The sequence below is a fragment of the Altererythrobacter sp. GH1-8 genome (genome assembly GCF_043702085.1).
Classification (GTDB): Bacteria; Pseudomonadota; Alphaproteobacteria; order Sphingomonadales; family Sphingomonadaceae; genus Erythrobacter.
This window is the reverse complement of sequence record NZ_CP171690.1, coordinates 1,228,205-1,250,754: the sequence shown is the minus strand read 5'-3', so window position 1 is coordinate 1,250,754 and position 22,550 is coordinate 1,228,205. Positions and strand designations below refer to the sequence as shown.

Annotated in this window: 17 protein-coding genes; 12 read left to right on the top strand and 5 right to left on the bottom strand. The window is 59.4% G+C overall.

All coding sequences use genetic code 11. The annotated features are described in order from the left end of the window. Positions 1 to 51: 51 nt before the first annotated feature. The 3 genes from ACG9DO_RS06060 to ACG9DO_RS06050 are packed head-to-tail and all read right to left on the bottom strand — an operon-like array spanning position 52 to position 2,676. The gene (locus ACG9DO_RS06060; protein ID WP_394730821.1) at positions 52 to 378 is read right to left on the bottom strand and encodes a hypothetical protein; all 327 of its coding nucleotides are present in this window, start codon (positions 376 to 378) and stop codon (positions 52 to 54) included. A 55-nt stretch (positions 379 to 433) separates the two neighbouring features. Next, a complete protein-coding gene (locus ACG9DO_RS06055) occupies positions 434 to 1,663 on the bottom strand; it encodes a dihydroorotase family protein (protein WP_394730820.1) in 1,230 nt (409 codons plus the stop codon). Further along, positions 1,660 to 2,676, bottom strand: coding sequence for an aspartate carbamoyltransferase catalytic subunit (locus ACG9DO_RS06050; protein ID WP_394730819.1), 1,017 nt, complete (start codon positions 2,674 to 2,676; stop codon positions 1,660 to 1,662). The genes ACG9DO_RS06055 and ACG9DO_RS06050 overlap by 4 nt, the downstream gene beginning before the upstream one ends. Positions 2,677 to 2,808: 132 nt before the next feature. Here ACG9DO_RS06050 and sppA point away from each other — a divergent pair, with 132 nt between their 5' ends. After that, positions 2,809 to 4,686, top strand: coding sequence for a signal peptide peptidase SppA (gene sppA, locus ACG9DO_RS06045; protein ID WP_394730818.1), 1,878 nt, complete (start codon positions 2,809 to 2,811; stop codon positions 4,684 to 4,686). Positions 4,687 to 4,784: 98 nt separating this feature from the next. Here the strand turns inward: sppA and ACG9DO_RS06040 are convergent, their stop codons facing one another. Together ACG9DO_RS06040 and ACG9DO_RS06035 are read right to left on the bottom strand one after the other, a co-directional pair. Beyond that, a complete protein-coding gene (locus ACG9DO_RS06040) occupies positions 4,785 to 5,783 on the bottom strand; it encodes a DUF2891 domain-containing protein (RefSeq protein ID WP_394730817.1) in 999 nt (332 codons plus the stop codon). A 3-nt stretch (positions 5,784 to 5,786) separates the two neighbouring features. Then, positions 5,787 to 6,041, bottom strand: a complete 255-nt coding sequence (locus ACG9DO_RS06035; protein WP_394730816.1) for a hypothetical protein — start codon at positions 6,039 to 6,041, stop codon at positions 5,787 to 5,789. A gap of 141 nt (positions 6,042 to 6,182) precedes the next feature. On the opposite strand from ACG9DO_RS06035, the gene serS reads away from it, so the two are divergent. From serS to ACG9DO_RS05980, 11 genes are all read left to right on the top strand, one after another. Then, positions 6,183 to 7,607, top strand: coding sequence for a serine--tRNA ligase (gene serS / locus ACG9DO_RS06030; RefSeq protein ID WP_394730815.1), 1,425 nt, complete (start codon positions 6,183 to 6,185; stop codon positions 7,605 to 7,607). A gap of 101 nt (positions 7,608 to 7,708) precedes the next feature. Then, complete coding sequence (gene surE / locus ACG9DO_RS06025; RefSeq protein ID WP_394730814.1) at positions 7,709 to 8,473, top strand: 5'/3'-nucleotidase SurE; 765 nt, start codon at positions 7,709 to 7,711, stop codon at positions 8,471 to 8,473. Positions 8,474 to 8,481: 8 nt separating this feature from the next. Next, complete coding sequence (locus tag ACG9DO_RS06020; RefSeq protein ID WP_394730813.1) at positions 8,482 to 9,570, top strand: potassium channel family protein; 1,089 nt, start codon at positions 8,482 to 8,484, stop codon at positions 9,568 to 9,570. A gap of 64 nt (positions 9,571 to 9,634) precedes the next feature. Further along, complete coding sequence (gene rimO / locus ACG9DO_RS06015) at positions 9,635 to 11,020, top strand: 30S ribosomal protein S12 methylthiotransferase RimO (protein ID WP_394730812.1); 1,386 nt, start codon at positions 9,635 to 9,637, stop codon at positions 11,018 to 11,020. A 226-nt stretch (positions 11,021 to 11,246) separates the two neighbouring features. Further along, positions 11,247 to 13,589 (top strand): EAL domain-containing protein, encoded by a 2,343-nt coding sequence (locus ACG9DO_RS06010; RefSeq protein ID WP_394730811.1) that lies wholly within the window; start codon positions 11,247 to 11,249, stop codon positions 13,587 to 13,589. 353 nt (positions 13,590 to 13,942) lie between these two features. Then, complete coding sequence (locus tag ACG9DO_RS06005; protein ID WP_394730810.1) at positions 13,943 to 14,740, top strand: transglutaminase family protein; 798 nt, start codon at positions 13,943 to 13,945, stop codon at positions 14,738 to 14,740. Between the two features lie 140 nt (positions 14,741 to 14,880). Then, the gene (zwf, locus tag ACG9DO_RS06000; protein WP_394730809.1) at positions 14,881 to 16,323 is read left to right on the top strand and encodes a glucose-6-phosphate dehydrogenase; all 1,443 of its coding nucleotides are present in this window, start codon (positions 14,881 to 14,883) and stop codon (positions 16,321 to 16,323) included. Further along, entirely contained in the window at positions 16,316 to 18,121 is a 1,806-nt protein-coding gene (edd, locus tag ACG9DO_RS05995) for a phosphogluconate dehydratase (protein WP_394730808.1), read from the top strand. Before zwf ends, edd begins: the two co-directional genes overlap by 8 nt. Positions 18,122 to 18,126: 5 nt before the next feature. Next, the gene (locus ACG9DO_RS05990; RefSeq protein WP_394730807.1) at positions 18,127 to 19,107 is read left to right on the top strand and encodes a glucokinase; all 981 of its coding nucleotides are present in this window, start codon (positions 18,127 to 18,129) and stop codon (positions 19,105 to 19,107) included. Continuing rightward, positions 19,104 to 19,718 carry a bifunctional 4-hydroxy-2-oxoglutarate aldolase/2-dehydro-3-deoxy-phosphogluconate aldolase gene (eda, locus tag ACG9DO_RS05985; protein ID WP_394730806.1) on the top strand — a complete coding sequence of 205 codons (615 nt, stop codon included), beginning with the start codon at positions 19,104 to 19,106 and terminating at the stop codon, positions 19,716 to 19,718. Before ACG9DO_RS05990 ends, eda begins: the two co-directional genes overlap by 4 nt. Further along, a complete protein-coding gene (locus tag ACG9DO_RS05980; RefSeq protein ID WP_394730805.1) occupies positions 19,715 to 22,492 on the top strand; it encodes a phosphoenolpyruvate carboxylase in 2,778 nt (925 codons plus the stop codon). Before eda ends, ACG9DO_RS05980 begins: the two co-directional genes overlap by 4 nt. Positions 22,493 to 22,550: the final 58 nt, after the last annotated feature.

Sequence of the window (22,550 nt, the reverse complement as noted above, 5' to 3'; positions counted from 1 at the left end):
GGCCCTTTCGGGCTTCCGGGGGATGTTTTATGTTTAGCACATTCGCGGAGACTAAGACTCGGAATCACCTATCAAGTGATCGAAAAACGCTAGTACAATTGTCGCGACAAAGGCGATGAGGCCCAACAAGTAACCCCAGATATTCTCGCCGAGAAATGACGCCAATGCAAACATCGACGCGGCCCCAGTTTGCCTGTGAAACTTGAACGGTAAGCGATGTCGATTGTGCCAAGCAATCATAGCGATCGAACCAATAACCACAAATGCAAGCAATCTGTCGAGCCGGTAAGACAACCCGAGCTGCTCTGTACCAAAAATCGCGGCTGCAGCGATCAGAAAACCGAACGAAAGTTTGAAAGAGTTTTCAAAAATTTGCATCGCTCAGAACAGATTACCCGTTATTTCAAGGACGTTAGGGGAAGATGCGCATGACTCAACCAATCGCTACTCCGCCCTTGAACAGCGCGGTCACCCGCCCTTGCGTCGGCTGGCCATCAAACGGCGTGTTGTCGGCGGTTGCGGCCATCTTGCGGCGGTCCACCACCCAAGGCTTTTCAGGATCGACCAACGCGAGGTCTGCTTCATAACCGGATGTGAGCCCCCCAGCCTCAACGCCAAGCAGCTTGGCCGGATTGCCAGCCAGCAATTCAAACGCGCGGGGCATGTCAATCACCTGATCGCGCACCAATGTCAGCGTCATGGCGAGCAACGTCTCTGCGCCAGCCATGCCCGGCTCTGCATCCGCGAAAGGCAAGCGTTTGTCCTCGGGCCCGCGCGGGTCATGGCCGCTCGCGATTACATCAATCACGCCTTCGCCAATCGCGGCGATCACCGCCTGCCGGTCGGCTTCAATGCGCAAGGGCGGGGAGAGCCGCATGAAGGTGGTGAACTCAGCCGTGGCCAGGTCTGACAGCATGAAATGCGCTGGCGTCACACCTGCAGTGACGCTTACCCCCCTCGTCTTCGAATCCCGGACCAGCTTTATCGCCCCCGCACTCGTCACTTGACGGATATGGACGCGCGCGCCGCTCATCTCAGCCAGAGCAATGTCGCGAGCGACCGCCAGCGCTTCTGCTTCAACCGGAGCGCTCGGCAAGCCCAGCCGCGTCGCCATCTCGCCTGCTGTCGCGGCGGCCTCTCCGGCAAGTCCGCTGTCCTCAGCGTGGGTGACAACCACGAGATCGAGCATCGCTGCATATCGCATCACGCGCAGCATCACGCCGCTGTCAGCAACCCACTGCCTGCCAGTTGCGATACCGCGCGCGCCCGCCTCTTTCATGAGGGCAATTTCAGCGAGCTCGCGCCCTTGCAGATCGCGTGTGGCCGCAGCCAGGGGGTGCACCCACAGGTCCGGCTTGCCGCTCTTGGCGATGTAATTGACCCGGCTCGGCAGATCGAGCGGAGGGAATTGGTCGGGCATCAGCGCCGCGCGGGTAATCCCGCCGAAGTGGAAAGCTGGCTTGTCGATCGCGAAGACGCCAAGGTCGACGAGTCCGGGCGTGATCAGCTGCCCTTTGGCGTCAATTGTCGCATCGCCGTCTTGCGGCTTCACCTCGCCGACACTTTCTATGAGGCCGCCAGACAACCGCACTGCGCCTTCTGTCACCCCATCCGAGGTGACGAGCCTGCCATTGGTAATTGTGAGTGGACGCTGTTGTTTCATGACCAGCCCTCCACACCGCGCGTTCGCCGCGTCAGGATATCGAGGCACGCCATGCGGATTGCGACCCCCATCTCCACTTGCCTTGTGATGATCGAACGGTCGAGCATGTCCGCCACATCGCTGTCGATCTCGACCCCGCGGTTCATGGGGCCGGGATGCATGACGAGCGCATCGGGCGCGGCACGCTCCAACCGATCTTTCGTCAGACCGTAGAGATGGTGATACTCGCGCGGGGACGGAATGAACTGCCCTTCCATCCGTTCGGTCTGAAGGCGCAGCATCATGACCACGTCCGCGCCCTTGAGCGCCGCGTCGAAATCATGAAAAGGTTCAGCTCCGATCGCTTCGACATCGGCCGGCATCAGCGCTGGCGGTGCGCAGAGCCTGACGCTTGCCCCCAGCGCTTGCAAGCACAGCAAGGTGCTGCGCGCGACCCGGCTGTGCAGAATATCGCCGCAGATCGTTATGGTGAGCCCGGTAAAGTCCTCCGCCTTTTCGCCGCGCTGTCGCAGCGCGTGACGCAAGGCGAGTGAATCGAGCAGGCCTTGCGTCGGATGCTCGTGACTACCGTCCCCGGCATTGAGCACAGGGCAATCGACCTTCTCCGCAATCAGCTTGGTTGCCCCGCTTGACCCGTGCCGGATTACAATCGCATCGGGCCGCATGGCGTTCAAAGTGATCGCGGTGTCGATCAGCGTCTCGCCCTTCTTCACGCTCGACTGCGCGGCATGCATATTGACCACATCCGCGCCGAGCCGCTTGCCGGCGATCTCGAAGCTCAGGAGCGTGCGCGTAGAGTTCTCGAAGAACGCATTGATGATGGTCAGGCCTGACAGCAAGTCGACATGCTTGGAAGGCTGCCGGTTCAGGTCGATCCATGGTTCGGCCTGATCAAGCAGGTAGAGAATCTCGTGCCGCTCAAGCTGGGCGATGCCAAGCAGATCGCGATGGGGAAAGGCCGCGCTGCCCGCTGGATAGCGGCCCGCTGTCGATGCTGTGTCCGTCCATGTCATTAAAGCCATGCCGTTAGACGAGCTGTGGGCGTCGCTCAACCCTTTCTCTGCGCGCTTGTTCACCCTTTTCATTGGAAGTTTGCGCACAAGTCACTAGTTTAACGGTTGTTCAGCAATAAACCGGGGCGTTTGATGAGTTTTGCAGGCAAGGTCTGGCGGCTGTTGGTAGGGATCAAGGACGGCTTGGTCTTGCTCTTCATGCTGCTGTTTTTCATGGCACTTTTCGCCGTGCTTTCCGCACGCCCAAGCCCCGGGCAGGTGCGCGAAGGCGCGCTGATGCTGGAACTGGATGGCTTCATCGTCGAAGAACGCGCTGAAATCGACCCGCTCCAGGCCCTGATCTCCGGGGAAGCCCCCGTTAACGAGTATGAAGCGAGCGAACTGGTCCGCGCGATTGATGCCGCGGCTTCGGATGATAGGATCAAGGCAGTCGTGCTTGATCTCACGACTTTTCTTGGTGGCGGCCAGGTCCACCTGCAGGAAGTAGGCGAAGCGCTTGACCGCGTGCGGGCGAACGACAAGCCTGTGTTCGCATATGGCCTTGCCTATTCCGACAGCAGCCTCATGCTCGCTGCCCATGCCGATGAAGTCTGGATGAACCCGCTCGGGATCGCGTACATCGCGGGGCCCGGCGGTACAGCCTTGTTCTACAAGGACTTGATCGACAAGCTGCAAATCAATGCCAAGGTCTATCGCGTGGGCGCTTACAAGGCCGCAGTTGAGCCCTACATCCGCAGCTCCTTCTCAGAGGAAGCAAAGCGCAACATCCAGGCCATTTTCGACACGCGCTGGGAAGAGTGGCAGGCCCATGTAAAGGCCGCGCGACCTCGAGCCAATATCGATCTGGTTGCCAACAATGCAACCGAATACGCGGCCAGCGCTGGTGGCGACATTTCGCAAGCGGCAGTGGAAGCAGGCCTTGTTGACAAACTTGGCAGCTACGAAGAGTTCGGCGCGCGTGTCGCTGAAGTCGCAGGCGAAGGCCTCACTGAAAAGCCCGGAGACTTTGCCCAGAACGACCTCAAGGTCTGGCTGGCGGCCAATCCTGTCGATACAAGCGGCAAGAAGATTGCCGTGGTCAATGTTGCAGGCGCAATCGTAGATGGTGATGCCGGTCCCGGCACGGCCGGCGGAGACAGGATTGCACAACTCCTGATTGATGGCCTTGATGACGATTATGATGGCCTTGTCCTGCGGGTGGATTCTGGTGGCGGCTCTGCGCTCGCTTCGGAAAAGATACGCCTTGCGGTTCAGATGTACCGGGACAAGGGCATTCCGGTTGCCGCTTCTTTCGCCAATGTCGCAGCCAGCGGGGGCTATTGGGTCGCCACGACCAGCGACAGGATTTTCGCGCAGCCGGAAACGGTGACAGGTTCGATCGGCGTGTTCGGCTTCCTTCCGACATTCGAGAACTCGCTGGGCGAGATCGGTGTTACGACTGACCGCTTTGCGACAACGCCGCTGTCAGGCCAGCCCGATGCGCTCGGCGGTTTCACACCTGAAGTCGACACACTGATCCAGAGCTCGGTTAACCGGACTTACGACAAGTTCCTGAGCATTGTTTCAGAAAACCGCGCCATGCCGGTCGAGCGGGTCGATGAAATTGCGCAGGGGCAGGTCTGGGATGGCGGTACGGCCAAGCAGAAAGGCCTCGTTGACCAGTTCGGCGGATTGCAGGAAGCTGCTGCCTGGGTTGCCCAGCAAGCCGAAGGCGAGGAAGAAGGTTTCTATCTCGTCAAGCTTGGCGGAACGCCTGATCCTTATCAGTCGCTTATCCGTCAATTGCTTACGAGCGATGCTGCCACATCCTACGGCAGCGCGGGCCTCACCGGCAATATCGCTGTGGGCCAGCGCGCTGCTCTAGGCCGGATTGCAGGCGATCTGGAGCGGATGCTCGGCGGAACTGGCGCACAGGCCTTTTGCGAGGTCTGTCCGGTTGAAGCCCGCGCAGCAGATCTGAAGAAGGGCGACTCTTTCTTGCAAGGTCTGGTAACCGCGCTTTTCAGGTAATCAATGCAGCGCTGTTGAGTGAGTTGACCTGCTCGGCAGCCGCTGAGATCGATTGCCCGGAGTCGGGTTGGGCTGGGCTGAGCGGACCTCGCTCGTAGTCACCGCTCCTTTTTCAGCAACGCAAGCAGAGCGAAGGACTGGAGCCAGTGCTCGCCCATGTAATCGCCCTGCACATGGCCGATCGCGGCATCGAAATGTAGCTGCGCCCGCTCGCGCAGTAGCGGCAGGTGCGGCGAGGACTCCAGCAGACGCGCAATTCCCATGAGACACCATGCCCGGCTGAGATTGAGCCCGTCCAGATGCGCGATCTTGCCGTCCGAACGGTCTGAAACTGTTACGGGCAGGCATTCACGCTCAAGCCACCCATTATCGAGGATCAGGCCCTGCACCCATGCGGGGTAAACCGAAGCAGGCATAACGCGGCTCATCAGCAGGCTGGCAGTCAGAACGGGAGAGAGAAATTCATCCCCGCCCGGCTCCCACCCGCGATAGTCAGTCCGGGCACGGAAAGCCGCGATCGCCCATGCGTCGATCGTCGCGAGCAGAACAGGATCGCGGACCTCTGCCCATTCCCGCGCCAGCGTTATTGAAAAGGCGGTATTGAAGTGCGTCCCCACTGTGATCGGGTAAGTCAGGATGCGCAGGTAATGCGTGAATTGCTGTGCGATGTAGCACGCCAATGGCTCCAGTTGCCCAGCCCAGTCTGCATTCTCATGCCGCGCCGCTTCATGATGCAGGTAAAGCAGCCAAGCCCAGCCATAGGGCCGCTCAAACCCCCGCGCCTCTGGCCGCTGGAAATAGGCAAGTTCAACCGCAAGCTTTTCAGGCGTGAAGGTCTCGTCGGCCAGCGTTTCAATCGCGCGCGCTTGCTCCAGTTCGGGATAAAGCCGAAGCACTGTGAGCAAGCTCCACCAGCCATGCACGCAGCTGTGCCAGTCAAAGCTGCCGAAGAACGCTGGATGGAGGGCGCGCGGGGTCTGCGCATCGTCGTCGCTGGCCAGGACATGCGCCGGAGCATTCGGATACTCGCGCGCAACATGGCCCAGCGCTGTCTCAGCAAAACTCGCAGCGAGTTGTTCTGTCAATTCAAATGCCATGGCTTACTCGTCTTCCACCAAATCCGGGCCGGAATAGCTGCGCGGTTGCTGCTGCCAATCACCCTTCGCGAATATCACCAGATCGCCAGGAGCAACATCATGCGTCGCATAGCGGTCCCAGGTGATGTGGTAGAAATCAGGCTTGCCCCAGATCTTCACCGCATTCCAATAGCGATCATCGCGAAACCCCACGAAATGCAGCGCAGGTTTTTGCGGCCTGCAAAGGTTACTGTCCTGCGGCTGGCCTGCATGCTCCATGTCTACCGAACACGGCGCGACTTCACCCGTTCCTGCCTGCGCTGCAAGTTTGTATTCGTTTTACGAGGGGTTAGCGCAATGCTCCGTCTGGCAATTGCCCGCTAGATATTCTGCGCATGAGCAGGCATAGGCGCTTGCACCATGCATGACATTCGAATGATCAGAGACGATCCTGAAGGTTTCGATAGAGCGCTCGCCCGGCGCGGGCTAGAGCCGCAGGCCTCAAAACTTCTCGAAGCGGACGAAGTTCGCCGTGCCGCCGCAACACGAATGCAGGAAGCACTCAGCCGCCGCAATGAAGCCTCCAAGGCGATTGGCCAGGCGATGGGCAAGGGCGACAAGGAAACAGCCGAAGCTCTGAAAGCTGAAGTCAGCGAGCTCAAGGAAACACTGCCGGCGCTGGAAGAAACCTCGCGCGCGGCAGACAAGCAGTTGGAAGACATGCTCGCGGTGATCCCCAACCTGCCCGCCGCCGATGTGCCAGACGGCGAGGATGAAACCGGCAATGTCGAAATTTTGAGCTGGGGCACAAAGCGCGCGTTTGATTTCACGCCGAAAGAGCACGCCGATTTCGCGCCCGCGCTCGGCATGGATTTTGAAACCGGGGCGAACCTTTCGGGTGCGCGGTTCACTTTCCTGCGCGGGGGCGTGGCGCGGCTGCACCGTGCGCTCGGCCAGTTCATGATCGACCACCAGACGCGGGAATATGGCTATACCGAATGCAACCCGCCGGTGCTGGTACGCGATGACGCCATGTACGGGACGGACAAGCTGCCGAAGTTTGCGGAGGATTCTTACGCTGTTGAGATAGACTTAGAAAAAGATGAAATTCAGCTTCATTTCAACGAATTTTTGAAGCAGAAGCTCGAGAAGAGCGGAGGAAAAATAGGCATTGGACCTGATTTCTTTCGGGAGTTTCGCCGACTGCTTTTTGATCAAGGCTTCACAAGGAATTGGCTTATCCCAACCTCCGAAGTCAGCCTGACCGCCAGCGTCATGGGCGAGTTGCTCGATGAAAGCGCCCTGCCCATGCGGATGACCGCGCTCACACTGTGCTTCCGCTCTGAAGCGGGGTCCGCCGGCAAAGACACGCGTGGCTTCATCCGCCAGCACCAGTTCGAAAAGTGCGAGCTTGTCAGCGTGGTCAAACCCGAAGACAGCGAGGCTGAGCATGAGCGGATGACTGAAGCCGCTGAAAGCGTGCTCAAAGCGCTCGACCTGCCCTATCGCAAGATGCTGCTGTGCAGCGGCGACATGGGTTTCGGCGCGCGCAAGACATATGATCTGGAAGTCTGGCTGCCGGGACAGGGCGCCTATCGTGAAATCAGTTCGTGTTCCAACACCGGCGCATTCCAGGCGCGGCGGATGAAGACCCGCTACCGCGCCGGCGGCGAGAAGAAGAAAACCGAGTTCGTGCATACATTGAACGGCTCGGGCCTTGCGGTCGGACGTACGCTGGTCGCGGTGCTGGAGAATTACCAGCAGGCTGACGGCTCTGTAGTGATCCCCGAAGTGCTCCGCCCCTACATGGGCGGGGTTGAAACACTCACCCCCCGTTCGCCCTGAGCTTGTCGAAGGGCTGAACTTACTTCTAGAACTAGCGCGCAACCAAAAGGAAGAACGGTGCTTCGACAGGCTCAGCACGAACGGATTGAAGGAAGGCCACGGTGAGGATTCTCGTCACCAATGACGATGGCTATCACGCCCCCGGCCTTGAAGTGCTGGAAGAGATCGCTCGCCAATTCAGCGATGACATCTGGGTATGCGCGCCAGCAGAAGAGCAATCCGGCGCTGGCCATTCGCTAACCTTGAACCACCCTGTCCGGCTGCAGAAGTTCGGCGAGCGGCGCTTTGCGGTGCGCGGCACGCCGACCGACAGCGTGATGATGGCGCTGCGAACGGTCATGGACGGTCCACCCGATCTGGTGCTCTCCGGCGTCAATCGCGGCGCGAACCTGGGCGATGACATCACCTATTCAGGTACTGTCTCGGCGGCGATCGAAGGCGCGCTCGCCGGTATCCGATCGATTGCATTGAGCCAAGTCTATTCGCGCGAAGGCATGGGCGACGATGTGCCCTTCTCCGCAGCGCGTGAATGGGGCGCAAAGGTGATCGAACCCTTGCTTGGCGCTCAGCTCCCTTCGCGCACGCTGATCAATGTCAACTTCCCGCCGATCCCAGCCAGCGATGTCAAAGGCATCCGCGTGGTGCGACAGGGCTTCCATGACTATTCGCGCGGCACAGTGGTCGAAGGGCGCGATCCACGCGGCTATCGCTATTACTGGTTCGGGCTCGACGCTATTGAGCACACGCTTGATCATGGGACCGATCTGGAAGCGATTGACGAGGGCTATATTGCCGTGACGCCGCTGCAACTCGATCTTACCCACCACGCCTCGCTAGGCGCGCTGGCTGAGCGTTTCAGCGGATAGCCGCCCCCATGTGGAACCCGATCAACAGCATTCCCGGCGCCAAGGTGACGAGCAAATTGCGTAAGCAGCGTTTCAAACCGCTCAGGCGCGCGGTCAGAATACCGGTATGGGGCGATCTGGGTATCAGGCTCGGCCTGGCGCTCTCGCTGATCCTGCTGGTGATCATGATCCACTGGTGGGATCGGGCCGGACTGGTCGACAATGTCGACGGCGAAGTCAGCTTCCTCGACGTGGTCTATTTCACGATGATCTCGATCACGACCACCGGCTTTGGTGACATCGCGCCAATATCGGACCGCGCGCGGCTGGTCGAAGCGGTGATCGTGACGCCGGTGCGCTTTGCCGTGCTGTTCATCTTTGTCGGCACCGCCTACAACTTCATTATCAAGCGCAGCTGGGAGAAGTGGCGCATGTCCCGAATTCAGGAAACTCTCGAAGATCACATTGTCGTGCTGGGCTACGGTGTCTCCGGCTCGGAAAGCGTACACGAGCTGATTGAGCGCGGCACCGAGGCGAGCAATATCGTCGTCGTTGATCCCAGCGAGGAACGCCTCGCTGAAGCGGAAGCGCTGGGATGCAATGTGATGGCTGCCGATGCGACGCGCGACCAGACCTTGAATGCTGTCCGCATTTCCAAGGCGCAGAATGTGCTGGTTTCGGCGGGCCGTGACGACACCTCGATCCTGATCGTGCTGACTGTGCGCGCACTTGCGCCGCATGTGCCGATCAGCGTGGTTGTGCGGGCCAATGACAATGAATCGCTCGCGCGCCAGGCCGGCGCGAACAACGTGATCAACCCGGTGCGCTTTACCGGGTTGCTGCTGGCTGGCAGCGCGAAGGGTACGCATATCGCGGAATATCTCGCGGACCTCGCATCCGTGACGGGACGCGTCCAGCTGGTCGAACGCGAAGTCACGGAAGAGGAATGCGGGCAATCGATCCATCAGCTCGAAACAGGCGGCGTTGGTCTCAGGGTGTATCGCCAGGGCAAGGCCATCGGCTATTGGGAGAAGGAATGCGAATGCCTGCTTCCCGGCGATATCGTGGTTGAAATCCGGCCGAGTGAAAACGGCACAGGCAAGGGTGAGCGCAGCTGACTTCAGCGCCCAAGTCTTCGCCCTCTAGCGGACTGCGATCTGTGCGTGTACAGGCCCGCGCACAATGAACACGACGACAACTCTCCCTGATCAGAAGAAGGTCGGCATGGTCAGCCTTGGCTGCCCCAAGGCGCTGGTCGATTCCGAGCGTATCCTCACCCGCCTGCGCGCCGATGGCTATGCCATGAGCGCTGATTACGCTGGCGCCGACGTCGTGCTGGTCAACACCTGCGGGTTTCTCGACAGTGCGAAGGAAGAGAGCCTCGCGGCAATCGGCGAAGCAATTGCGGAAAATGGCCGCGTCATTGTGACCGGCTGCATGGGCGAGGAAGCTGATGCCATTCGCGCTGCATACCCACAGGTCCTCGCGATCACAGGCGCGCATCAGTATGAACAGGTGGTCGAAGCGGTCCACACGCACGCTCCGCCTTCACAGGGACCGTTTGTTGACTTGATCCCTCAGCCTTCAGAGGCGGATATCAAGCTGACGCCGCGCCATTACAGTTATCTCAAGATTTCAGAGGGTTGCAATCACTCATGCGCCTTCTGCATCATTCCGCAATTGCGCGGCAAACTCGCCAGCAGGCGGGTCGATGCAGTTCTTCGCGAAGCGGAGAAGTTGGTTGAGGCTGGCACACGCGAATTGCTCGTGATCAGTCAGGATACCAGTGCGTACGGCGTCGATACCCGCCATGAGCCGCGCCTATGGAAGGACCGCGAGGTCCGTGCGCATATGACCGATCTGGCCCGCGAACTCGGCCAGCTTCGCACACCAGAAGGCACGCCGCCCTGGGTACGGTTGCACTATGTCTATCCATACCCTCATGTCGATGCAGTGATCCCGCTGATGGCGGAAGGCCTGCTGACACCCTATCTCGATATCCCGTTCCAACATGCGAGCCCCGCAGTGCTCAGGCTGATGCGCCGCCCGGCGAATGAAGCGAAGGTGCTTGAACGGCTCAAGAATTGGCGCGAGATCTGCCCTGAGATCGCTATTCGGTCTTCCTTCGTGGTCGGCTTTCCCGGAGAGACCGAAACGGACTTCCAATACCTGCTTGAGTGGCTTGAAGAGGCGCAGCTTGATCGGGTGGGCGCGTTTCGTTTCGAGCCGGTCGAAGGTGCAGCGGCCAATGCCCTGCCGGATCCGGTCGCTGAGGACGTGAAGGAGGAACGATACGCCCGCCTGATGGAAGTAACCGAGCGGATCAGCGCGGCTAAACTTGCGGCGAAAGTGGGCTCCACCATGCCGGTGATCATCGACGAAGTGGGTGAACCGGACGAAGACGGCGACATTGGCGCAACCGGTCGAAGTCAGGCCGATGCGCCGGAAATCGACGGGCAAGTATTTTTGCGGAATGTTTCACCTGCAGTTGTCCCGGGCCAAATCTTCCAGGTTCTGATTGAAGACGCCGATGCGCATGACCTTTACGGTGTCATTGCAGGCAAGTGATGTCGATTCTATACAAAGGCGTGATTTTTCAGCCCTTTGACCGGAAATGCCGAGGCGTTCCACGATCAGGTAAACGGCTCGATTACCATTCCTCGCAACTCCGTATTAACCATGCTGTGGAGGCCCGCGTTAACCATCAAAGCGGCGGAATTCTGCCGTGTTTAACCGCATCATGCGGTACACGGTAAACTTTATCTAAACGCATTGCCGCCATAGAAATGGCGTAATGAGTGAGAATACTCGCCTTGAAAAGACCGAGCGCTGGGAAGATCTGATCGGTCGCAGTTCGCGCTCTGGTTTCTGGTTCCGCCTGCGCCACGCATTGTGGGCGGGGCTGTTGGCGTTCGCATTTCTCACACTCGCCTTTTTTGAACCAGTCGATCAGGTCCTGTGGGGGGTCCAATCCAGGCTCGCAGACGAGCCAGCTTCAGGTCGTTATGCCTATGTCGGGGCTGATCGCGACCTGGCAGATCCGTATTCGCCGGACCGTCGTTCGGAACTGGCCGAGCTCCTCAACAAGCTGGATAGAGCAGGTGTTGAGAGAGTTTATCTCGACTTCGCGTTCGATCAGGAGTCCAGCGAAATCCATGATGCTGCGCTTGCCGGCGCAGTCGCGGCGTTGGAAAGCCGTGTCGCATTTGTTGTCGATACCAAAGCGACGCTCGATGAATCCGTGACGGCAAGGCATACAATTCCGGCAATTCGAGGGAACGCACCCGAACTCATCAATCGCGAGCAGACCGACATATTCGGCTTTGTCTGGTCATTCCAACGGAGTGGGGAAGTCCAGGGGAAGCGATACGAAAGCCTGGCCAGCGCACTGCTGGATGGGGAGTCGAACATTTCCGATCCGATCATGGTCGACTATTCGATGCCGCTTGAAGCATTGCAGACGACAAACCTCTCAGAATTACTGCAAGGGAGCAATGGCCAGGCGAAACTGGAATCGCTGAAAGGACTTCGAGTTGTCATTGGCCCGAGTAGGGCCAACATTGATTCTACAGCCCGGATCCCTGGTGCAAGTAACATCCCGCCCGGGATTGTTGCCATCTATGCCGCTGAATCTCACGTCGCTGGGCACACCCAGCATATTCCGGCTGTCTATTGCCTCTTGATCGCGCTGCTGGGTTTGGGACTGTGTATCGTCCTGGCCGGCAAGCGGCGGCGCTATTTCGGCTACGTGATCCTCGTCGCCAGCTTGCCAATGGCCTTTTTCTACAGCGTCTCAACCGGCGTCCGGGTTGAACTGGCGAACTGCGCTCTCATGCTGATCCTGTTCGCACTCATGCGCCTGCGTTATCATTGGCAGCGTCGTGCCGCGATGCATGATGATCAAACGGGATTGAGAACCCTTCGCGCGCTGGAAGAAAGGCTGCTGCAAAATACGCCGGACGGTTATGTCGTTGTCGCCAAGATCCATGGCTACGAGCGGGTGCTGAAACTGCTTCCCGCCGCTTTGCACCCTACTTATGTCCGCAAGATCGCAGAGCGCCTGAAAGCAACCGAACCAACGCTGGAGATTTTTGCCGGTGCGCATTACTTCGCCTGGATAACCAGCGAAACCAATGCTGCGAGCCTTGAGGATCACCTGAATGGCCTGCGTGCGATATTCGGAGCGCCTCTCGATATCGGGGGAACCCCAATCGACGTTGGCATTACCTTTGGGGCAGCACGAACCGGACAGGCCAATCAAAGGACACTGCCGGCGTCCATGGCCGCTGTAGAAGAAACAACCGAAGCGCACGAACCTGTGCGCTTTGCGGTTGAAAGCAGTCAGGACGACGGCCTGTGGGACATCTCTCTTCGCAGCCGGATCGATGCGGCGATGAACAATGGGGAGGTCTATTGCCTCTATCAGCCTAAATACTCGCTCAGCACAGGGACAGTATCGGGTGTCGAAGCGCTAGTGCGGTGGGACGACCACGAACGGGGACCCATCCCGCCCATGGTTTTCGTGCAGGAATCGGAAAAGGCAGGACGCATCGACCAGCTGACGCGTTATGTCTTGCAAAGCGCTTGTACAGCAGGCCGACTGCTTCACGCACGGGGCCACAGGATCTCGGTGTCAGTAAACGTCTCTGCGATCCAGTGTAGCGACAGCAAGATCGTTAGAACCGTGGAAGAGACGCTCAATGCCAGTGGATTTCCGGCAAGCCATCTTGTCCTGGAAGTCACCGAAACTGCTCGCATTCGCGATCTGGAGAGCGCTGCGCGGGTTCTGGGGCAGCTCAAGCAGCTCGGCGTCAAGCTCTCGATGGACGATTTCGGCGTCGGAATGGCCAACTATCAGACGTTCTACGAGCTACCCTTTGACGAGCTGAAAATCGACCGCCTGTTTATCAAGAACATTCAAAAGGATGCTAAGGCCAGGGCCATCGCCAGCAGCGTCATTCAGATGGGATCTGAAGCGCGAATCACCGTCACCGCAGAGGGCGTTGAAGACCCGGAAGACCTTGTGATTCTAGAGGAAATTGGCTGTACTCAGGTCCAAGGATACGCCATTTCACGCCCCATCACACTCCCTAACCTATTGGATTTCCTAGAAAAGCGCGAAAAAAATATGGTTTAAACTTTACAAACAAGCATGGTTAATGCATTCCTAAGGCTGGTTAACGCTGAAGGAGGCCTCTATGCTTTTGGAATTGATCCAATTTCGCTTTTGGAAGTGGCTGCTCGGCTAATTAGGGTCGGCAACACGCCAAACTAGAACATAACGATTGACGGGGTCTGGGAAGGCCCCGTTTTTCATTTTGGCTCACGAGATATTGGCTCGCGAGACCATGAGAATTTTGACCTTTCCCCATCGCGCCGCATCCACACTAGCCTGAGCTTGTCCCAAGGTACGGAACACAGAGCGCCAATTGGTTCCACTTCAGGCCCAGCCCCTTGAACGCTTGCGCGGGTCCGGGCAGAAGCTCCTGCATGATACTGAGGATCCGGTCCGAGTTTGAATTCCTGTCCGAAGAGACAATGGATTTCCTGCTCCAGTTCGAAGTCTCCAAGACTGACGGGCAAGCGCTGGAGTATGCAAAAACCAGCCTGACTCCGAACCTTGAGCACACCCGCGTCTCTGGCCAGGATGCGATTGGCGAGCGCATCTGGTTGAATGCAAAGGGTTCGATCACCGCGCGGCATGAGGCCAAAGTCCTGGTCAATCGCGAAGCGGCCGACTTGATGCGCCTGGTTTGCGCGGCTTCTGCCGAATTGCCCGCTGAAGCCGTCGCGTATCTGTTCGATACGCGCTATTGCCTGACTGAGAAGTTCGCGCCCTTTGCACAGAGTGAGTTTGGGTCATTCAGCGGCGGCGCCCTTGTGCTCGCGATCCGAGACTGGATCGCTCAGCATTTCACTTACGATCCGACCGCGAGCACAGCCGAGACAACCTCTGTCGACAGTTTCCTCGCGCGGCGCGGCGTCTGCAGGGATTATGCTCATGTTCTAATTTCGCTGGTTCGCGCAAGCGGGATCCCGGCACGCTACGTAGCATGCTACGCACCTGATGTAGCGCCGCCCGATTTCCATGCGGTTGCACAGGTTTATCTGAGCGATCCAGCGACGGGCCATGGCTCGTGGCATCTGGTAGATCCCACCGCCATGTCCGAGCCCGGCAACACCGCAATCATTGGAGTCGGGCGCGACGCCGCTGATGTCAGTTTTCTCACCAGCTTCGGAATGTGTCAGTTCGTCAGAAGCACGGTTGATGTACAACGACATGAATAGCTATTCAAAATACGCTCGGGGATGGCGCCAAGCCATTCCCCCTGATACCTGTCGTTGCATGCTAAAGGCCGATTTCTTCGATCAGAGCCGGGAGGCTCGCATCACATGAGCACAAGCCCCTATTTCAGGCGGTGCACTGCATGACTTTCACTGCTGATCACTTGCTCCTGTTCGGTGCGACCGGCGATCTTTCGCAGCGCATGTTGCTGCCTTCGCTCTGCGCGATGCATTCCGATGGGCTGCTGCATGACGATCTGCGAATCATAGGAACCGCACGGTCCGAGCTTGATGAAGCCGGTTTCCGCGATTTCGCCCGCAAGGCTCTCGAGACTTATCTGCCTGCCGAGCGGCGCGGCGGCAAGGCGGACTTCCTCAATCGCCTGCATTATCAGTCGCTCGATGCGACAACGCTGGAAGGCTATGATGCACTCGCACAGCAGGTCCGGCCAGATTGCAAGGGCCTGGCGATATTCCTCTCCACTGCGCCTAGCCTGTTCGGCCCGACCATCAAGGGTTTGAAACATGCGGGGCTCACAGGCGAGAACGCGCGCATGTGCCTGGAAAAGCCGCTTGGAACCGATCTTGCGAGCAGCTGCGAGATCAATGATGCGGTCGCGGAAGCCTTTCCGGAGGAACGCATTTACCGGATTGACCACTATCTCGGCAAGGAAACAGTTCAGAACCTGCTCGCGCTGCGGTTTGCCAATCTCATGTTCGAGCCGATCTGGAACTCCGCGCATATCGACCATGTCCAAATCACCGTCGGCGAGACAGTCGGCCTGGAATCGCGCGTGGCCTATTACGACGATAGCGGCGCGCTGCGCGACATGGTGCAGAACCATATGCTCCAATTGCTTGCGCTGGTTGCGATGGAACCGCCCAGCAGCTTCGATTCCACGGCAGTGCGCGACGAGAAAGTGAAGGTCTTGCGCGCCTTGCGCAAGGTCGAGGCAAACGAGACAGTGACCGGTCAATATCGCGCCGGCGCAATCGGAGGCAATGCCGTGCCCGGCTATGACGAGGAATTGGGCAAGGATTCCAACACGGAAACCTTCGTCGCGATCAAGGCGCATGTCGACAACTGGCGCTGGAAGAACGTCCCGTTCTATCTGCGCACGGGCAAGCGCCTGCCCGAACGGGTTACGGAAATCGTCGTCCAGTTCCGCTGCGTGCCGCACTCGATCTTCGCGGACATGGGCGCAAAGCTGCAGCCCAACCGTCTTGTGATCGGGATCCAGCCAGAAGAGAACATTTCCTTGTCGCTCATGTCCAAGGTTCCGGGCCTTGACCGCGAGGGTATCAGGATGCGTCCTGTTCCGCTCGATATCGCAATGCCCGACGCGTTCGTCGGTCAGCATCGCCGGATTGCCTATGAACGCCTGCTGCTCGACCTGATCGAAGGCAAGCAGACCTTGTTCGTGCGCCGTGACGAAGTCGAAGCGCAGTGGCACTGGATCGATGCAATCCGCAAGACATGGGAAGAGGCTGGCCTGAAGCCCAAAACCTACACCGCTGGCAGCTGGGGGCCGAGCGCCGCCATCGCCCTGACTGAAAGAGACGGAGTGAGCTGGCACGATGAGTGAACTCAATCCAACCATTCGCCGCGTGACCGAGCGCGTGATCGAGAAATCGCGCCCATCACGCCTGTCCTATCTCGACCTGATGGACCGCGAAGCCGATCGCAAGACCGATCGCAGTTCAATGTCCTGTTCGGTGCTGGCGCACGCCTATGCCGGGGCCGAGGAAGATCAGGCCGCACTGAAGGCAGCGCGCGGACCCAATATCGGCATTGTCACTGCTTACAATGACATGCTGTCTGCCCATCAGCCCTATGGCCGCTATCCGGAACGAATGAAGATTTACGCCCGCGAAGTGGGCGCGACGACCCAAGTTGCTGGCGGAACGCCCGCGATGTGTGACGGCGTGACGCAAGGCGAGGACGGGATGGAGCTGTCGCTCTTCAGCCGCGACGTAATCGCGCTCTCGACCGGAGTCGCGCTGAGCCATGCGGTATACGAAGCGATCGCTTGCCTCGGCATTTGCGACAAGATCGTGCCGGGTCTGCTGATCGGCGCGCTGCGCTTCGGCCACCTGCCCACCATCTTCGTGCCATCTGGGCCTATGCCATCAGGCATCAGCAACAAGGAAAAGCAGAAGACCCGCCAGCTTTTTGCAGAAGGCAAGGTTGGACGTGAGGAACTGCTCGCAAGCGAAATGGGCAGCTACCACTCACCGGGTACATGCACCTTTTACGGGACCGCCAACTCCAACCAGATGATGATGGAGATGATGGGGCTGCACATTCCGGGCGCGGCGTTCATCCAGCCCGGCACGAAGCTGCGCCAGTTGCTCGATCAGAAGGCCGTTCACCGTCTTGCAGAGCTTGCCGGCACGCGTGAAAACACACTCGCCAAATGCGTCGATGAGAAAGCAATCATCAACGCAGCAATCGGATTGCTGGCGACCGGCGGGTCAACCAATCATGCGATCCATATTCCAGCAATGGCCCGGGCGGCAGGCATCCAGTTCGATTGGGACGACCTGTCCGAACTCTCCAGCGTCGTGCCTTTGCTCGCTCGGGTCTATCCCAATGGCTCAGGCGATGTGAACCATTTCCATGATGCCGGCGGGATGGGATATGTCATTGGCGAATTGCTCGATGCAGGGCTGTGCCACGGTGACATTGTGACAGTGAGCGAAGGCGGCTTTAGCGAATACGCGAAGGAACCCGGCGTTGGCGAAGACGGCCTCGTCTGGCGCGCGGTTGGACCAACCGGCGATGACACCATGCTGCGCCCTGCGAGCGATCCGTTCCAGCCGGATGGCGGGATGAAGCTGGTGACCGGCAACCTTGGCCGCGGGTGCTTCAAGTCCTCTGCAGTTGCGAAGGAACGGTGGACGGTAGAAGCGCCATGCCGAGTGTTCGAGGATCAGGCCGATGTGAAGAAGGCTTTCCAAGCCGGCGAGCTCGACCGCGATGTTGTCGTGGTCGTGCGTTTCCAGGGGCCTCGCGCCAACGGCATGCCGGAACTCCACAGCCTCACCCCACCGCTAGGCGTCCTGCAGGATCGCGGATACCGCGTGGCGCTGGTGACCGACGGGCGCATGTCGGGAGCGTCGGGCAAGGTCCCTGCGGCGATCCACGTGACGCCAGAAGCTTTTGGAGGCGGTCCTCTGGCGAGGCTCCGGGATGGCGATATCGTGAAGCTGTGTGCGGAAACGGGCGAGCTTTCGACTACCGCGGATCTGGATGCGCGCGAAGTTGCGGCCGATCCAGTTCCGCATGTCGGCCTTGGCCGCGAAATTTTCGCAATGTTCCGCCAGTTCGCTGACGGCGCTGAACGCGGCGCCTCAGCCATGCTGACAACGGCGGGGCTGTAGGAGCGATGGGGGCAGCGCAGCTCGTCGCAGTCGATATTGGCGGAACGCATGCGCGCTTTGCGATTGCGAGCGTGGCTGAAGATGGTGCGATCACGCTGGGCGAGCCGGAAACGCTGCATACCGATGACCATGCGAGCTTCCAGACGGCATGGGAAGATTTCCGCGAGCGGATGGGTGGCACCCTACCCTCTGCCGTGGCTATGGCGGTGGCAGGGCCAGTCAAGCATGACCTGATCCGCTTCACCAACAACCCCTGGATCATCCGCCCGCCCTTGATCGCAGAGCGGTTGGGCTGCGAACGCTACACGATCGTCAACGACTTCGCTGCTGTCGCCCATGCAGCTGCGCGTGCACCCGCCGAACAGTTCCTGCATCTTGCAGGACCAGAGCGGGAGCTTCCAGCCAGTGGTACGATCAGCGTGCTCGGCCCCGGCACAGGCCTCGGGGTCGCGCATTTTTGGCGCGATGGCGAAGGCAGTTACCGGGTGCAAGCGACCGAAGGCGGCCACGGCGATTTTGCTCCGGTCGACTCGATCGAGGACGCGATCCTTGCCCGGCTGCGCAAACGTCACACCCGCGTATCCGACGAGCGAGTCGTATCCGGTCCAGCAATCGTCGATATATACCAGACACTTGCCGCCATGGAAGGCCGCGCCGTTGTCGAGCGGGACGACGTGGCAATCTGGACCGCAGGCACCAGCGGGAAAGACAGCCTCGCGGCCGCTGCGGTGGATCGGTTCTGCCTGGCGCTTGGTTCAGTCGCAGGCGATATCGCGCTCATCCAGGGCGCAAGTGGTGTCGTGATCGCGGGCGGCCTAGGATATCGCATCCGCGAAACCTTGTTGAGTTCAGGCTTTGCTGACCGCTTCGCCGCAAAGGGACGCTTTTCCGGGATGATGGGCAATATGCCTGTCAAACTTATCGTTCATCCTCAGCCCGGCCTGTTCGGCGCGGCTGCTGCATTCGCAAGAGAGCATTTGTCATGAAACCCATTGAAACGATCATGCGTACCGCGCCAGTGATCCCGGTCATAGTGGTCGATCAGGTGGAACACGCGGTCCCGCTCGCAGAAGCGCTGGTCGCAGGCGGTCTATCCGTTCTGGAAGTAACGTTGCGCACACCCGCCGCTCTCGACGCGATGGCTGCTATGCAGCATGTGCCCGGCGCCATCGTCGGAGCGGGGACAGTGACAAACTCGGACGAGCTTGACGCGGCTATCGGTGCTGGTGCCGAGTTCATCGTATCGCCCGGCCTGACCGAGCCGCTTGGAAAGGCCGCCATTGAACGCGAAATCCCGTTCCTTCCCGGCATTGCCAATGCAGGCGATATCATGCGCGGACTGGATCTTGGCCTGACGCACTTCAAGTTCTTTCCCGCAATGGCCGCAGGGGGCTTGCCAGCATTGAAAGCACTCGCTGCTCCATTCGGCCAGTGCAAGTTCTGCCCGACCGGTGGAATCGGGTTGGAAAATGCGCCAGAGTGGCTTGCGTTTGAACCAGTCCTTTGTGTGGGCGGAAGCTGGGTGTCACCGCGCGGCCCCGTCGATAGTCCGAGCGTAATCGCCACAGCGCGCGAAGCCGCTAAGCTTGGCTCATGAGAAACATCGCAGACCTTCTCTCGCGCCTCAGGGAACTGCACCAGCGCACACAGGAAACCCCGCTGTTCAATCCAGTCTTCCAACTGGGCCTCGATCTTTCGCGCGAGCTGGAATCAGGCGCGATGGACTTGGATACGATCGAAACCATTGTCGCAGAGCTCGAATGCGAAAGCATGAAGAGCCGCGCAACACGGCTGCGCAGACTTGTCGCACCGGTAGCTCCGCCAAGCAACTACGACGCTCTAGGCAAGACTCTGAAATCCAATGACTTCGATGCATTCAGGGCAAGTTGGGAGGTGCCGCAACTGCATGCGGTCTTCACCGCGCATCCGACCTTCCTGCTCAGTCCCGCGCAATCGGAAGCAGTCGCGACAGCCGCGAGCCGGGACGGCAATATCGACAATGATGTTTGCGTGACCGGTGCTGAGCGCCCTCAGATCACGCTCGATTTCGAACATGACAGAGCCATGCGCGCGATCGCCAATGCGCAGGACGCGCGCGACATTATTGTTACGCAATTGCTGGAACACGCGGCCAAGACATGGCCCGCAGAATGGCAAGGTTTCGCCCCCCTTCCTTTCCGCTTCGCCAGCTGGGTCGGCTATGACATGGATGGCCGCACGGACATCAAGTGGTTCCACTCCATCGGCTTTCGCTTGTCTGAAAAGGCTGAACGGCTTGAGCGCTATGCCGCATCGCTCGCTGCAATTGACGCAGAACATGGCTTGCTCGAAACCCTGCGCCCGGCGGCTGCATACGCTGCAGCCCGCGCGGCGGATTTCAGCGCTGATCTGAGCGCACCTGAGGCGCTCTCTGCGGCTGCCAATCGCTTGACCGAAGACGACCCGCACAAGCTGCTTAGCCTGGTGCCTTTGATCGAAGCGCTCGAAGCGGAAGCGCGCGGAAGCGAGCACAGCCGGGCCATCAAGCTCAAAACACTCGCGTCGGCCATGCGCGCTGATGGCCTCGGTATGGGCTGGATCCACTTCCGTGTAAACTCCAGCCAATTGCACAACGCGATCCGCCGACAGATCGACCCCGACAACACGCTGGATCTTTCCAGCAAGGGCGCAATGGTCGTGCTGCGCGAGTTGCTGGCAGAGGTCAAACCGCTGCGCAGCAACTTTGCAGCACTCGCAATCGAAAGCTCGACCGCGATCCGCCAATTCCTCGCCATGGCACAGATACTTGCGCACGTGGATCAAGATGCACCCATCCGCATGTTGATCGCAGAATGCGAGCAACCTTCGACGATCCTTGCCGCGCTCTATTTCGCGAAGCTGTTCGGGATCGACGACCATGTCGATGTCTCGCCGCTCTTCGAAACCGAAAGTGCGCTTGAGCATGGCGGCAGATTCCTCGACGCGCTGCTGGAAGAGGACATCTATCGCGAATACGCCCGCACCCGCGGCCGGGTCGCAATCCAGACAGGGTTTTCCGATGCAGGTCGTTTCGTCGGCCAACTGCCGGCAAGCCTTGCGATCGAGCGGCTGCAAGGTCGTCTGAGCCAGGCGATGGAAAAGAACGGCCTTACCGATGTTGCAGCGCTGATCTTCAATACTCATGGCGAAAGCATGGGGCGCGGCGCGCATCCCGACAGTTTTGCAGACCGGTTGAACTGGCCGCTCAGCCCATGGGCGAAGCGTCGCTTTGCGCGCGCTGACATTCGGCTTGAGCCTGAAGTCAGTTTCCAGGGCGGCGACGGCTATCTGTTCTTTTCAACGCCTGAATTGGCATTGGCAACACTGACCCGGATTGCGGAACTTCGTCCCGCGGAGACAGATCCAGAGGCTCCAACCGATCCGTTCTATCGTCGTACTGACCTGAGCCTCGACTTCTACCGTGCGGTCCGCAGCCATCAGCGCGAGCATCTCGAGAGCAGCACGTATTCCCGTGCGGTGACAGCTTTCGGTCTTGGCCTCCTCAATTCCACTGGAAGCCGCGTCTCGCGCCGCCAAAGCGATCTGTTAGCTGACCGCGACATGAGCCTGCGGCAAATCCGCGCGATCCCGCACAATGCGATCCTCCAGCAGCTGGGTTATCCGGTCAATGTCATCTCAGGTGTCGGGAGCGCAGCAGACGGCGCCTATGAAGACATCGCGCAGCTCATCCAGGAATCGGAACGCGGCAAGCAATTGATCCGGCTTGTGCGGTCGTCCAATGCGCTCGCCAGCATCAAGACCGTCGCAGCCTATGGCGAGCTGTTCAACTCGGCCTATTGGGCGAGCAGGCCCTATCGCGGCACGGAAAGCCATCTGACTGGCGCTTGCGAAACACTGGCAGAGTATCTGACCAAGGATGACCGCACCGGAGTGTTTCGCAGGTTCGCTTCGCGGCTGCGCGTGGATGCACTGAAGCTGCACCGCCTGCTTGCGTTGCTGCCAGACGAGAACCCTCTCGATGAACGTGAAACTATCCGCCGGGCCATCGGTGCGGCACAGTCCCTGAGGCTCGCTTTGCTCCAGCACATGTTCTTGAAAGCGGTGTCTATCCCGGCCTTTAGCCGAGCGAACGATATCAGCCGCGACGACGTGCTGGAAATGGTCTTCAGCCTGCGAATTGACGATGCGTTGGCGCAGCTGCGCCGGGCTTATCCGACGCATTTCCCGAGCATTGACGATTTTGCTGTCAATGAGCCCAGCGATTATCCCGATGCCAGCCAGGATGGCTATGCCTCCATCGGACGTGATTACATCGATCCGATTGAGCGCGCTTATGGGCTATGCCTGCGAATATCGACCGCAATCGCCAATGCCTTTGGGGCACACGGCTAGAACAGCGATCGAGGAGCAGCGTTAACACTTGAGAAACGCTGAGTCTCGCGAAGGGACA